13 protein-coding genes are annotated in these 12,503 nt (G+C 64.4%); 9 read left to right on the top strand and 4 right to left on the bottom strand.

The features are described 5' to 3' along the window. Window positions 1-242 precede the first annotated feature (242 nt). The 6 genes from adk to F6X59_RS21980 all read left to right on the top strand — a co-directional run bounded on the left by adk (window position 243) and on the right by F6X59_RS21980 (window position 4,503). Complete coding sequence (gene adk, locus F6X59_RS22005; RefSeq protein ID WP_152958109.1) at window positions 243-893, top strand: adenylate kinase; 651 nt, start codon at window positions 243-245, stop codon at window positions 891-893. 88 nt (window positions 894-981) lie between these two features. Next, window positions 982-1,656, top strand: a complete 675-nt coding sequence (tsaB, locus tag F6X59_RS22000; RefSeq protein WP_152958108.1) for a tRNA (adenosine(37)-N6)-threonylcarbamoyltransferase complex dimerization subunit type 1 TsaB — start codon at window positions 982-984, stop codon at window positions 1,654-1,656. 131 nt (window positions 1,657-1,787) lie between these two features. Beyond that, window positions 1,788-2,075 (top strand): hypothetical protein, encoded by a 288-nt coding sequence (locus F6X59_RS21995; protein WP_152958107.1) that lies wholly within the window; start codon window positions 1,788-1,790, stop codon window positions 2,073-2,075. Between the two features lie 3 nt (window positions 2,076-2,078). Then, the gene (locus tag F6X59_RS21990) at window positions 2,079-2,948 is read left to right on the top strand and encodes a DUF72 domain-containing protein (protein WP_152958106.1); all 870 of its coding nucleotides are present in this window, start codon (window positions 2,079-2,081) and stop codon (window positions 2,946-2,948) included. Between the two features lie 28 nt (window positions 2,949-2,976). Next, entirely contained in the window at window positions 2,977-3,807 is an 831-nt protein-coding gene (locus F6X59_RS21985) for an oxaloacetate decarboxylase (RefSeq protein ID WP_152958105.1), read from the top strand. Between the two features lie 6 nt (window positions 3,808-3,813). Continuing rightward, complete coding sequence (locus F6X59_RS21980; protein ID WP_152958104.1) at window positions 3,814-4,503, top strand: extensin family protein; 690 nt, start codon at window positions 3,814-3,816, stop codon at window positions 4,501-4,503. 2 nt (window positions 4,504-4,505) lie between these two features. Here F6X59_RS21980 and F6X59_RS21975 read toward each other — a convergent pair whose 3' ends face one another. Then, window positions 4,506-5,126, bottom strand: coding sequence for an energy transducer TonB (locus F6X59_RS21975; RefSeq protein WP_152958103.1), 621 nt, complete (start codon window positions 5,124-5,126; stop codon window positions 4,506-4,508). A 103-nt stretch (window positions 5,127-5,229) separates the two neighbouring features. Here F6X59_RS21975 and F6X59_RS21970 point away from each other — a divergent pair, with 103 nt between their 5' ends. Beyond that, window positions 5,230-6,006, top strand: a complete 777-nt coding sequence (locus F6X59_RS21970; protein ID WP_152958135.1) for a class I SAM-dependent methyltransferase — start codon at window positions 5,230-5,232, stop codon at window positions 6,004-6,006. Between the two features lie 118 nt (window positions 6,007-6,124). Here F6X59_RS21970 and F6X59_RS21965 read toward each other — a convergent pair whose 3' ends face one another. Further along, window positions 6,125-6,766, bottom strand: coding sequence for a TetR/AcrR family transcriptional regulator (locus F6X59_RS21965; RefSeq protein WP_152958102.1), 642 nt, complete (start codon window positions 6,764-6,766; stop codon window positions 6,125-6,127). A 168-nt stretch (window positions 6,767-6,934) separates the two neighbouring features. Between F6X59_RS21965 and F6X59_RS21960 the strand changes: the two genes are divergently transcribed. Continuing rightward, window positions 6,935-8,035, top strand: coding sequence for an efflux RND transporter periplasmic adaptor subunit (locus F6X59_RS21960; RefSeq protein ID WP_152958101.1), 1,101 nt, complete (start codon window positions 6,935-6,937; stop codon window positions 8,033-8,035). Between the two features lie 6 nt (window positions 8,036-8,041). Beyond that, on the top strand, window positions 8,042-11,107 hold the full coding sequence (locus F6X59_RS21955; protein ID WP_152958100.1) for an efflux RND transporter permease subunit: 3,066 nt from the start codon (window positions 8,042-8,044) through the stop codon (window positions 11,105-11,107). A 35-nt stretch (window positions 11,108-11,142) separates the two neighbouring features. Here F6X59_RS21955 and F6X59_RS21950 read toward each other — a convergent pair whose 3' ends face one another. Both F6X59_RS21950 and F6X59_RS21945 read right to left on the bottom strand, forming a co-directional pair. Beyond that, the gene (locus tag F6X59_RS21950; protein ID WP_152958099.1) at window positions 11,143-11,829 is read right to left on the bottom strand and encodes a DUF4197 domain-containing protein; all 687 of its coding nucleotides are present in this window, start codon (window positions 11,827-11,829) and stop codon (window positions 11,143-11,145) included. A 32-nt stretch (window positions 11,830-11,861) separates the two neighbouring features. Then, window positions 11,862-12,260, bottom strand: coding sequence for a YbaY family lipoprotein (locus F6X59_RS21945; protein WP_152958098.1), 399 nt, complete (start codon window positions 12,258-12,260; stop codon window positions 11,862-11,864). Between the last annotated feature and the right edge of the window lie 243 nt (window positions 12,261-12,503).

The following is a 12,503-nucleotide window of genomic DNA, read 5'->3' as shown; positions in this document are numbered from 1 at the left end:
CCCATGCCAATTAACAGGGTGTCGGCCAGAACAGGGCGAGGAGGGTGGTTGCGCCGGGCGCAACCCCCTTCGGTTTCAGTTACAAATGACGCAATGCTGCAACTTTGGGACGCTTGTCTGGCTGCCGGGCGCTGTGTATCTTGAGCAGCCTTCTGACCGATTTATGGTCATACCCGATTTTCCGGACTTGGCCTCGATTGCCGAATCCATTGAATTTCATAAAAAAATTTGAGGAGCACGAGATGCGCGTAATTCTGCTGGGAGCTCCCGGGGCCGGTAAAGGTACTCAGGCAAAGTTCATCACCGAGAAGTTCGGTATTCCACAGATCTCCACCGGTGACATGCTGCGTGCCGCCGTCAAGGCCGGTACCCCACTGGGCCTGCAACTGAAGGAAGTCATGGATGCCGGCCAGCTGGTTTCCGACGAGCTGATCATCGGCCTGGTCAAGGAGCGTATCGCCCAGCCGGATTGCGCCAATGGCTGCCTGTTCGACGGCTTCCCGCGCACCATTCCGCAGGCTGAAGCCATGGTTGCCGCTGGCGTAGACATCGACGCCGTGGTCGAAATCGCCGTCGACGACGAAGAAATCGTCGGCCGTATGGCTGGCCGCCGTGTGCACCTGGCCTCGGGCCGTACCTACCACATTCAGTACAACCCGCCGAAAGTGGCAGGCAAGGACGACGTTACCGGCGAAGACCTGATCCAGCGCGACGACGACAAGGAAGAAACCGTGCGTCACCGCCTGTCGGTCTACCACAGCCAGACCAAGCCGCTGGTGGACTTCTACCAGAAGCTGTCTAAAGCGAATGATGGCAAGCCGAAGTACAGCCACATCGAAGGCGTCGGCTCGGTCGAGTCGATCACCGCCAAGGTGCTGGACGCCCTGCGCTGATCCAACGCCATGTGTCACAACGGCCCGCTTGCGGGCCGTTGTCGTTTATACTGCCGCTCTTTTCCCCTAGCACCTGGATACCCGTTCGATGACCACCCTGCTGGCCCTGGATACCGCCACCGAAGCCTGTTCCGTCGCACTGCTGCATGACGGCAAGGTAACCAGCCATTACGAGGTGATCCCGCGCATGCATGCGCAGAAGCTGCTGCCGATGATCAAGCAGCTGCTGGCAGATTCCGGCGTGGCGCTCAATGCACTGGATGCCATCGCCTTCGGCCGTGGCCCGGGCGCGTTCACCGGGGTGCGTATCGCCATTGGCGTGGTGCAGGGCCTGGCGTTTGCGCTGGAGCGCCCGGTGCTGCCAGTGTCCAACCTGGCTGCGCTGGCCCAGGGCGCGCTGCGCGAGCAGGGTGTGCAGCAGGTGGCCGCTGCCATCGATGCGCGCATGGACGAAGTGTATTGGGGTTGCTACAAGGCCGAAGCCGGTGAAATGCGCCTGCAGGGCCTGGAAGCCGTGCTGCCGCCTGAGCGCGTGGCCCTGCCTGAAGGCAGCAGCGGTGACTGGTTCGGTGCCGGTACCGGCTGGGGCTATGCCGAGCGTTTGGCGGTGCAGGCCAGCGCCAGCAACCCGGCCGCTTTGCCAAATGCTCTGGACATCCTCAGCCTGGCCAGCTTCGCCTGGGCCCGTGGCGAGGCAATCGCCGCCGAACAGGCGCAACCGGTTTACTTGCGCGATAATGTAGCCACACCCAAGGCGCGCTGAGTGCTGTTCGTCGGTTATCGCGGTTAACGATAAAACCTTCGGCGCAAACTGTGGTCCAGTTATCACTCGAGCATTAGCGACGGAACCCTGATGCTGCTAAATTGCCATCATTGGTCCTGAGTGCTCATGCCATGCGTATCGACGGTTTCTCATCGCAGTCCTACCCGATCAAGCGCACCCCGCGCAAAGCAGCGGTGCGCGACGAGAACGTGGACGATGCCGAGCTGGTGGAGGAGAGCGAAGTCACCCAAGAGGCTTCTGCGCGTCGTCGCCCGGCGGGCCTGCCGGCTCGCCAGCAGGACATGGTATTCCCTCGCGCCCGTGACCGGCGCACCGCCACTGCGTTGGCCAGCTACCTCAGCACGGCCGGTTTTACCGACTGGGACATGGAAGTACTGGGGCTCGACCTGTACATTTGATGGATGGATCCATTACCCCTCCCATATTTCGTAGGTTGCCCGTCCTGGAGCGAGAACGCCTGGCGCGACTACCTGTATCCCGCCGACGCCAGCACCCATGAAATGCTTGGCTACTACAGCCAGGTATTCAACGCCGTCGAGGGCAACACCACGTTCTATGCGCGCCCCGCCCCCGGCACCATCGCCCGCTGGGCGCAGGTCATGCCCGCACACTTCCGTTTCACCGCCAAGTTTCCCAGGGATATCAGCCACGAAGGTGACCTGCGCGATCAGCTGGAAGCGGCCTTCGACTTCACCCGCCTGATGGCCCCGCTGGGCCAGCGCGTATCGCCATACTGGCTGCAGTTGCCGGCCCAGTTCAGCCCCGCACGGCTGGGCGAACTGTGCCACTTTCTCGACGAAATCGGTGTGCCGGTGGCCGTGGAAGTGCGCAACCAGGCGTTCTTCGCCAAGGGCGAGGAAGAGCGGCTGCTCAACCGTCTGCTGCACGAGCGCGGCGTGGAGCGCATTTGCCTCGACCCCCGCGCCCTGTTCAGCTGCACTTCACGCGACCCCGCCGTGCTGCATGCGCAGTCGAAAAAGCCCAAGGTGCCACCGCGCCCCGCCGCCTTCAGCCAGCACCCGCAGGTGCGCTTTATCGGCCATCCGCAGCTTGAGGCCAACGAGACCTTCCTCACGCCCTGGGTGGACAAGGTCGCCGCCTGGATCGAGGAGGGGCGCAACCCTTATGTGTTCCTGCACACGTCTGACAACCGCCTGGCTGCCGCGCTGGCCCAGCGTTTTCACCAGCGGTTGATGGCGCGTCTGCCAGGCCTGGCAGCATTGCCGGAATTGCCGCGTGCCCCCGAGGTCGAACAACTGGGGCTACTCTGACCATTCCCTGACCCCGGAGGTTGTGATCATGGATGTACAGACCCTGCGAGCCGAAGCCTTCAAGGCACTGCACGAACGTGATGGCGCATTCGTCATACCCAACCCTTGGGACGCTGGTTCCGCCAAGCTGCTGGCCAGCCTCGGCTTCGAAGCCTTGGCCACTACCAGCGCAGGCCTGGCCTTCAGCCTCGGCCGACCTGATGCCGAAGGCGCCTTGAGCCTGGATGAAACCTTGGACAACGCCGGAACGATCGTCGATGCCACGCCCTTGCCGGTGGCTGCCGACCTGGAAAACGGCTTCGGTGACCTGCCGGAGGACTGCGCCCAGACCATCCTGCGTGCCGCCGAAGCAGGGCTGGTCGGCGGCTCGATCGAAGATGCCAGCGGCCGCGCCGAGGCGCCGATCTACGACTTCGAACTGGCCGTGGCGAGGGTACGAGCTGCGGTGCAGGCCGCCCGCAGCCTGCCATTCCCGTTCACCCTGTGTGCCCGTGCGGAAAACCTGCTGCACGGGCGCATGGACCTGGACGACACCATCCTGCGCCTGCAGGCCTTTGCCGAGGCCGGTGCCGACGTGCTCTACGCGCCGGGGTTGCGCAGTGTGGATGAGGTACGAGCGGTGGTGCAGGCCGTGGCGCCGAAGCCGGTCAATGTGCTGATGGGCCTGGCGGGTGTGCCATTGAGCGTCAACCAGTTACAGGACCTGGGTGTGCGTCGGATCAGTGTCGGTTCATCGTTGGCCCGGGCAGCGCTGGGTGCGTTCCAGCGTGCGGCCCTGGAGATTCGAGATCAAGGCACATTCAGCTACGGTGAACAGGCCTTGCCATTCGCCCAGCTCAACGACCTGTTCCGCCGCTGAGGCGCCATGCGCGCGGTGATGATGCTGTGCGGCCTGCTGTTGATGATGGCAGGCCTGGCCTGGCAATTGGGCTGGCGCCTTCCGGACGCCTGGAACCCGTGGGCGGCGCTGGATGTGCGCCAACCGCCGAACTGGCTGACGAGTTACAAGCTGTCGCGACTGCGCAATGACCCAAGCTTGTGCCGCCAGGTGCTGGAGACTTCCGGCCTGCGCTACCGCGCGCAAGCCGACAGCCCATCATCGGCCAGCTGCCCTCTGCGGAACGTATGGCGCATCGAGCAGGGGCAAGCCCGGCTAAGCAGCAGTTTCCTCGCCAGCTGCCCTTTGGCAGTGGCTTATGCGCTGTTCGAACAGCATGGGCTGCAAGCGGTTGCACAGCGGGTGTTTGGCCAGCCCGTTGCTCAGGTGGATCACCTGGGCAGCTTTGCCTGCCGCAATGTCTACAACCGCAAGCAGGGGCGCCTGAGCCAGCACGCTACGGCGAACGCGCTGGATATCAGCGGCTTTCGCCTGCAGGACGGTCAGCGCATCGTGCTGGCGCGGGACTGGCAGGCGGGCGGGCAGAAGGGTGAATTTCTAAGGCAGGTGCGGCAAGTGGCGTGCGACAGTTTCAGCACGGTGCTGGGGCCGAACTACAACGCGGCCCACCACAATCACTTTCATCTGGACATGGGGCGTTGGCAGGTCTGTCGCTGATCTCAGGCGTTGACGCGAACGTTGTTCAGCACTACCGGGCGCGCCCAGTGCATGTCGAACTCCAGATCGTTCTGCTGCCTGGCCATGGTCGCCTCATCAAACGGCTCTGGCGCGGGGTCGAGCAGGTTCATCTCGAATTCGGCGATCGGCAGGTGCAGCGGGCGCGGGGAGGGGGCCGGGCCTGGTTCGGGGAGCGGGTGACCCTGGCTCATCACCACCGGGCGCAGCCAGTTGTTGCTGATGTCGAGCTGGCGCTGTTGCTGAATCATCTCGGCGACGCTGAACGGCTCCGGCGCCGGTTCCAGCAGGTTGGCCTCAAGTTCCGCCTTGGGCAGGAACAGGGGCTCGGGCGGTGCGACGATGGTGTCGTGTACCGGGCAGGCGCGCTGGGTTTCGATCAGCGCCAGGGCCTTGGCCCCACCGATCGGCTCGCCGCTGGCCTGGTCATACTGCACCATGGCCTGGCTGACGCTGTCGGGCTCTTGCGCTTGCTGCTCTTCCATCGCGCGGGCAAAGAAATCCTGCCACAGGTGGCTGACGCCCCCGAGTGCCTGGGTATTCTGCCGACCATAGTTGCCGACAGGCGACAAGTAGGTCAAACCGATGGGAAGAGTGTCTGTCATGGCAGTCGTGCGCGCTGTGCTCTGGCAGAATAGCGGGATATTGCCTGTATCGGCCATGGCGGCCGATACATGAGGGGCAGGGGTCAATTTCTAGGTGTGAATGATGGAAGAGCAGGGCACAGGTATCCGGGTCGAGGCGCTGTCGGCTGAATTCGAGGCGCAAGCTGCCGCATGGGCCGAGCGCCTGGTGCTGCCGCTGCAGGACGACGCTGCCGGGTTTGCCGTGCAGGTGGGCGCCGACGGCTTGCAGATCCAGCAGCTGGGCCCGCAGGCGCCGGGGCCGGTGCGGGTGGACTTCGTCGAAGGCCAGGCCGCGCACCGGCGCCAGTTTGGAGGCGGCAACGGGCAGATGATTGCCAAGGCCGTGGGCATCGCCCAAGGCGTGCGGCCGCAGGTGCTGGATGCCACGGCGGGGCTTGGCAAGGACGCGTTCGTGCTGGCCAGCCTGGGCTGCCAGATGACCCTGATCGAGCGCCAGCCGCTGATTGCCGCGTTGCTGGAGGATGGCTTGGCTCGCGGTCGGTTGGATGAAGAAGTAGGGCCGATTGTCGGGCGCATGCGCCTGCTGACTGGCAATGCCATCGAGCGCATGCGCAGTTGGGAAGGCGAGCCGCCGCAGGTGATCTACCTCGACCCGATGTTCCCGCACCGTGACAAGAGCGCGCTGGTGAAGAAGGAGATGCGCGTGTTCCGGCCGCTGGTGGGCGATGACCTGGATGCGCCTGCATTGCTGGAGGCGGCACTGGCATTGGCCAGTCACCGGGTGGTGGTGAAGCGGCCGCGCAAGGCACCGATCATTGATGGGCCGAAGCCGAGCCACAGCCTGGAAGGCAAGTCGAGCCGCTATGACATCTATCCGAAGAAAGCCCTGAAGGCTTGATCGCCTGCGTCGGCTTCTTTGCGGTTAAAACCGCTCCTTCAGGGGTATCCCAGGTCCTGCAAGCCGTGCGGAACCTGGGGCAGCGGGCGTGCCTGCGAAGAGGCCGGTTGAGGCTGACTCAGGCCTTGAATGCCCGAATAAACAACGCCACCACCTCACGCACATGGGCCTCGGCCTCATCTCCCTCCAGCGGCCCGGCACACCCCAGCAACAGGCGATAATCAGGCGCGCCCTTGACCAGGCTGAAGAAGTGCTCGGCCGCCTGCAGCGGATTGGCAATCCGCAGTAGCCCGCACCCATCGATCCTGCGCAACAGTGCTTCCATCCCCACCAGTAGCCGCTTCGGCCCGGCTTCGTAGAAGTACGCGCCAAACCCCGGGTCCTGGCTGCTCTGGGCCATGATCAGGCGGCTCAGCTTGACCGCCTCGTCACTGCTGATCAGCGCCTGGAAGCTATGGCCGATAGTCAGCAACACCTCCTCCACCGCCGCTCCCTCCGGGTACTCGAACATCAAGTCCGGCAACTGGTTCTGGCAGGTCGCCATGACGGCAGAGCCGAACAGCGTCTGCTTGTCGGTGAAATGGCTGTAGACCGTGAGTTTTGAAACACCTGCCGCCGCAGCGACCGCATCCATGCTGGTGTTGGCATAACCGAGGCTAAGGAACAGGGCCTTGGCGGCTTCGAGGATGGCCTCGCGCTTTGCCAGGTCCTTGGGCCGGCCCGGGCCGTTGGGTGCGTCGTTGGACATTGGAATCCGCATCTGGTTGAAGGGGCGCCCATCTTACCGGGTGCAACGGCATCCGGCTGCAGGTCGCGACCTTCGTTAATGTTGATTTTCTTTCCGACGCTGGCTTCCCGGCCTCGGTTCCCTGATTTAATATACTCGCCAGTATAAATATTCAATGTGCACTTCGCGAAAGGATTCATCATGTTGCGCCATGCCTTGTCCCTCGCTCTGCCCGCTGCTGCCGCGCTGTTGCTGGCAGCCTGCGGCCAGGAAGCAGCCCCGCCTGCCGCGCCGCGCCCGGCCCTGGTGGTGCAGCCGCAGCCGGCCGAAGCCGCTGCCGACAGTTACCCCGGTGAAGTGCGCGCGCGCTTCGAGCCGGAGCTGGCCTTCCGCATCGGCGGCAAGGTCAGCAAGCGCCTGGTGGAGGAGGGGCAGCGGGTCAAGGCCGAGCAGCCGCTGGCCGAGCTTGACCCACAGGACGTGCGCCTGCAGCTGGAGGCCAACCGCGCCCAGCTGGCAGCGGCCGAGGCCAACCTGTCGCTGGTGCGCGCCGAGCGCGACCGCTACCAGAAGCTGCTCGACCGGCAGATGGTCAGCCACTCCCAGTATGACAACGCGGAGAACCTCTACCGTGCAGGCCTCGCCCGCCTGAAACAGGCCAAGGCCGAATTCGACGTGGCCGGCAACCAGGCTGATTACGCCGTGTTGCGTGCGCCGCAGGCGGGTGTCATCGCCAAGCGCCAGGTTGAAGTCGGCCAGGTGGTCGCGGCCGGGCAGACCGTGTTCACACTCGCTGCCGACGGTGAGCGTGAAGTGGCCATCGGCCTGCCGGAACAGCAGTTCGCCCGTTTTGCCGTGGGCGAGGCTGTCAGCATCGAATTGTGGTCGCACCCCAACCAACGCTTCCAAGGGCGCATTCGCGAGTTGGCACCTGCCGCCGACCCGCGCTCACGGACATTCGCCGCAAGAATTGCCTTCACCTCGGCCAAGGTGCCTGCCGAACTCGGTCAGAGTGCGCGGGTGTTCATTGCCCATGACGGAGTGATTCCGCTGGCAGTGCCACTGTCGGCCGTCACTGCGGAAAACGGTCAGGCCTATGTCTGGCGGGTCAACAAGGACAGCCGCCTGGAGCGTGCCGTGGTGCGTCTGGGCGCGTATGGCAGTGAAACCGTGCCGGTGCTCGAAGGCCTGGCACCGGGCGACTGGGTGGTCGCTGCCGGTGGCCATGTGCTGCGCGAGGGGCAGGAAGTGCGGCCGGTAGATCGCACCAACCGCGTGGTGAACCTGGCGGCCAAGGAGTAAGTCCCGATGGGTTTCAACCTTTCCGCGTGGGCGCTGCGTAACCGCCAGATTGTGCTGTTCCTGATGATTCTGCTGGCTGCCATTGGCGCCATGTCCTACACCAAGTTGGGGCAGAGTGAAGACCCTCCGTTCACCTTCAAGGCCATGGTCATTCGTACCCTGTGGCCAGGGGCCACGGCCGAGGAAGTGTCACGTCAGGTTACCGAGCGCATCGAGAAGAAGCTGATGGAGACCGGTGAGTACGAGAGGATCGTCTCGTTCTCGCGTCCGGGTGAGTCGCAGGTCACTTTCATGGCCCGCGACTCGTTGCACTCCAGGGACATTCCCGAGCTCTGGTACCAGATTCGCAAGAAGGTCGCGGACATCCGCCACACCTTGCCGCCAGAGATCCAGGGGCCGTTCTTCAACGACGAGTTCGGCACCACCTTCGGCAATATCTACGCGCTGTCCGGCGCCGGGTTCGACTATGCGGTGCTCAAGGACTACGCCGACCGTATCCAGATCCAGCTGCAGCGGGTCAAGGACGTGGGCAAGGTCGAGCTGATCGGCCTGCAGGACGAGAAAATCTGGATCGAGCTGTCCAACCTCAAGCTGGCTACCCTCGGGGTGCCGCTGGAGGCGGTGCAGCAGGCGTTGCGTGAGCAGAACGCGGTCAGCACCGCCGGTTTCTTCGAAACCCCTAGTGAGCGCCTGCAACTGCGGGTGAGCGGGCGCTTCGACAGCGTTGATGAGATCCGCCAGTTCCCCATCCGGGTGGGCGACCGCACCTTCCGCATTGGCGATGTGGCCGATGTGCACCGAGGCTTCAACGACCCGCCCGCCCCGCGCATGCGCTTCATGGGCGAGGACGCCATCGGCCTGGCGGTGTCGATGAAGGACGGCGGCGACATCCTGGTGCTGGGCAAGGCACTGGAAGATGAGTTCGAGCGCCTGGCGCGCAACCTGCCCGCCGGCATGGAGTTGCGCAAGGTCTCCGACCAGCCGGCGGCGGTCAAGGCCGGGGTCGGCGAGTTCGTCCAGGTGCTGGTCGAGGCGCTGGTGATCGTGCTGTTGGTGAGTTTCTTCTCCCTCGGCCTGCGCACCGGCCTGGTGGTGGCTTTGGCCATCCCGTTGGTGCTGGCCATGACCTTCGCCACAATGCATTACTTCGGCATCGGCCTGCACAAGATCTCGCTCGGCGCGTTGGTGCTGGCGCTGGGCCTGCTGGTGGACGACGCGATCATTGCCGTGGAGATGATGGCGATCAAGATGGAGCAGGGTTATGACCGCCTCAAGGCCGCCAGTTACGCCTGGACCAGCACGGCGTTCCCGATGCTCACCGGTACGTTGATCACGGCTGCGGGCTTTCTGCCGATTGCCACGGCGGCGTCGAGCACTGGCGAATACACCCGCTCGATCTTCCAGGTGGTGACCATCGCGCTGTTGACCTCGTGGGTCGCTGCGGTGGTCTTCGTGCCTTACCTGGGCGAGCGGCTGCTGCCAGACCTGGCCAAGCTGCATGCCGCTCGCCATGGCAAGGACGGGCACGCGCCGGACCCGTACGGCACGCCGTTCTACCAGCGCGTACGGCGTGTGGTGGAGTGGTGCGTGCGGCGGCGCAAGACGGTGATCCTGCTGACCATTGCCGCCTTTGTCGGCAGCATCCTGCTGTTCCGCTTTGTGCCCCAGCAGTTCTTCCCGGCCTCGGGGCGCCCGGAGCTGATGGTTGACCTGAAGCTTGCCGAAGGTGCCTCGCTGGCCAATACCGCCGAGCGGGTCAAGCAACTGGAAGCGCTGCTCAAGCAGCAGGACGGCATCGACAACTACGTGGCCTATGTGGGCACCGGTTCGCCGCGCTTCTACCTGCCGCTGGACCAGCAGCTGCCCGCTGCCAGCTTTGCCCAGTTCGTGGTGCTGGCCAAGTCGATGGAAGACCGCGAGCGCCTGCGCGGCTGGCTGATCAGCACCGTCGACCAGCAGTTCCCCGACCTGCGCGCCCGCATCACGCGCCTGGAGAACGGCCCGCCCGTGGGCTACCCGGTGCAGTTCCGGGTCACTGGCGAGCATATCGAGAAGGCCCGTGCCCTGGCCCGGGAAGTGGCGGACAAGGTGCGCGAGAACCCGCATGTGGTCAATGTGCACCTGGACTGGGAAGAACCGAGCAAGGCGGTGTTCCTGGAAATCGATCAAGACCGCGCCCGTGCCCTGGGCGTGAGTACCGCGCAACTGTCGAGCTTCCTGCAGAGTTCGCTGACCGGCACCACGGTCAGCCAGTACCGCGAGGACAACGAGCTGATCGAGATTCTCTTGCGCGGCACCCAGCAGGAGCGTGGCGAACTGGCTAACCTCGGCAGCCTGGCGCTGCCCACCAACAACGGCCAGAGCGTGGCGCTGTCGCAGGTGGCGACGCTGGAGTATGGCTTCGAGGAAGGCATCATCTGGCACCGCAACCGCCTGCCGACGGTGACCGTGCGTGCCGACATCTATGACAAGGAGCAGCCGGCGACGCTGGTGAAGCAGATCCTGCCGACCTTGCAGGAGATCAAGGCCAAGCTGCCGGATGGCTACCTGCTGGAAGTGGGCGGCACAGTGGAAGACTCCGAGCGCGGGCAGAAATCGGTGAACGCCGGCATGCCGCTGTTCATCGTGGTGGTGCTGAGCTTGCTGATGATCCAGCTGCGCAGCTTCTCGCGCACGGTGATGGTGTTCCTCACCGCGCCGTTGGGGCTGATTGGCGTGACCTTGTTCCTGCTGGTGTTCCGCCAGCCGTTCGGCTTCGTCGCCATGCTCGGCACCATCGCCCTGGCGGGGATGATCATGCGCAACTCGGTGATCCTGGTGGACCAGATCGAGCAGGATATCGCTGGCGGAATGGACCGTTGGCAGGCGATCATCGAGGCCACGGTGCGGCGCTTCCGGCCGATCGTGCTGACCGCGCTGGCGGCGGTGCTGGCGATGATTCCGTTGTCGCGGAGTGTGTTCTACGGGCCGATGGCGGTGGCGATCATGGGTGGGTTGATCGTGGCCACGGCGTTGACCTTGCTGTTCTTGCCGGCGTTGTATGCGGCGTGGTTCAGGGTCAGGAAGGGCTGAAAATCGAAGGGGGCGCAAGGCGCCCCCCCAGGGCGTCAAAGGGCGCCGAAGACTTTCTTGGCCAGGCTGGTAGCGGCCTGCGCCGGGTTCTGGCGAATGCTCTGTTCCTGTTTGGCAATCATCTCGAACAGGCCATCCAGCGCCTTCTCGGTCACGTAGTTCTCGATGTTGGCGTCATCCTTGATCAGCCCCAGGCCCTTGGCCTGACCGGCAAAGGCATTGTACTGCTGGGCGACGCCGACCTTGTCGGTGGCCTGCTTGACGATCGGCAGGAACTTGGCGCGGATCTGCTCGCGGCTGCTCTTGTTAAGGTACTGGGTGGCCGAGTCGTCACCGCCGCTGAGGATGCCCTTGGCATCGGTCACGGTCATCTTCTTCACGGCATCCACCAGAATCGCCTGGGCCTGTGGCACGGCAGCTTCGGCGGCCTTGTTCATGCTGGCTTCCAGGGCATCGACCTGGTCGCCCTTGCCGAACATCTTCATGGCCTTGGCAGCTTTACCGAGGTTGCCCGGCAGCTCGATGCGCACGTCAGGGTTGTTGCTGAAGCCGCCTGGCGTGCTCAACTGCTTGACGGCAATCTGCGCGCCCTGGGTGAGGGCATCCTTCAGGCCGCCGGTGGCGTCGGACTGGCTCAGGTCGCCAAGCGACAGCGCCAGGGCGCTGGCCGACAGCAGCAGGCCGGCGCACAGGGTAGTGAAGCGCAGGGAGGCGCGAATCATGGGTATTTCCTTATCGATGAAATGGGGCGGGCTCAGCGCACCGGGTCGACTTTGACCCGTACCGGCTGCGGGTCGCTGCCGTCGAGTGCGACGCCGTGGTGTTCGGTGTTGATGAACAGCAGCTTGCCGTCCAGCTCGATCCGCGCGCTGACCGCGTAGCGGTGGCCGGGCTTGACCTGGGCCGGGTCGTAAATGAGGTGGAACGGCAGTGGCACGTTGCCTTTGACCGGGCCGGCCTGGCGCGCCAGGGTCACGGCGGGGGCGTCCATCAGCGAGACATCCTGCAACTCGACGCTCAAGGTGGCGGCAGGCGGCAGGGCGATGCGCTGCAGGTAGAAGACTTCGCCATCCAGGCTGGCCTGGGTGGACGGGGTGTGGCTGGAACAGGCTGCGAGCAGGGATGCGCAACACAGCATAAAGAGTTTTTTCATGGAATCTCCGGTGTCCTTGGAGCTGGCTTGTGGCCAACCCCAGGACTTTAGCGGATTTCCCGGCGCAGTGGTCAACCCTTGCTGTTGTCGCCGTGAATCCCCTCAGTGGATGCCGGAGTGAGATTGCCTCCGTGGATACCCTCGGTGATGGGTTCCGGCAAGTTGCCGCCGTGGATGCCTTGGGTGACGGCTTCCGGCAGGTTGCCGCCGTGGATGCCTTGGGTGACGGCTTCCGGCAGGTTG

Source organism: Pseudomonas sp. MN1F, assembly GCF_009391885.1.
In the GTDB taxonomy this organism is placed as follows: Bacteria; Pseudomonadota; Gammaproteobacteria; order Pseudomonadales; family Pseudomonadaceae; genus Aquipseudomonas.
Note: the sequence above shows the minus strand (reverse complement) of the source record. Positions and strands in the feature narration are given on the sequence as shown.

What these genes read in the sequence shown, in the direction of transcription:
- F6X59_RS21980 (WP_152958104.1), top strand. Translation starts at nt 3,814, where the DNA reads ATGCGCGCGGTGATGATGCTGTGCGGCCTGCTGTTGATGATGGCAGGC.
- F6X59_RS21955 (WP_152958100.1), top strand. Translation starts at nt 8,042, where the DNA reads ATGGGTTTCAACCTTTCCGCGTGGGCGCTGCGTAACCGCCAGATTGTG.
- adk (WP_152958109.1), top strand. Translation starts at nt 243, where the DNA reads ATGCGCGTAATTCTGCTGGGAGCTCCCGGGGCCGGTAAAGGTACTCAG.
- F6X59_RS21965 (WP_152958102.1), bottom strand. Translation starts at nt 6,766, where the DNA reads ATGCGGATTCCAATGTCCAACGACGCACCCAACGGCCCGGGCCGGCCC.
- F6X59_RS21985 (WP_152958105.1), top strand. Translation starts at nt 2,977, where the DNA reads ATGGATGTACAGACCCTGCGAGCCGAAGCCTTCAAGGCACTGCACGAA.
- F6X59_RS21995 (WP_152958107.1), top strand. Translation starts at nt 1,788, where the DNA reads ATGCGTATCGACGGTTTCTCATCGCAGTCCTACCCGATCAAGCGCACC.
- F6X59_RS21945 (WP_152958098.1), bottom strand. Translation starts at nt 12,260, where the DNA reads ATGAAAAAACTCTTTATGCTGTGTTGCGCATCCCTGCTCGCAGCCTGT.
- F6X59_RS21990 (WP_152958106.1), top strand. Translation starts at nt 2,079, where the DNA reads ATGGATCCATTACCCCTCCCATATTTCGTAGGTTGCCCGTCCTGGAGC.
- F6X59_RS21970 (WP_152958135.1), top strand. Translation starts at nt 5,230, where the DNA reads ATGGAAGAGCAGGGCACAGGTATCCGGGTCGAGGCGCTGTCGGCTGAA.
- F6X59_RS21975 (WP_152958103.1), bottom strand. Translation starts at nt 5,126, where the DNA reads ATGACAGACACTCTTCCCATCGGTTTGACCTACTTGTCGCCTGTCGGC.
- F6X59_RS21960 (WP_152958101.1), top strand. Translation starts at nt 6,935, where the DNA reads ATGTTGCGCCATGCCTTGTCCCTCGCTCTGCCCGCTGCTGCCGCGCTG.
- tsaB (WP_152958108.1), top strand. Translation starts at nt 982, where the DNA reads ATGACCACCCTGCTGGCCCTGGATACCGCCACCGAAGCCTGTTCCGTC.
- F6X59_RS21950 (WP_152958099.1), bottom strand. Translation starts at nt 11,829, where the DNA reads ATGATTCGCGCCTCCCTGCGCTTCACTACCCTGTGCGCCGGCCTGCTG.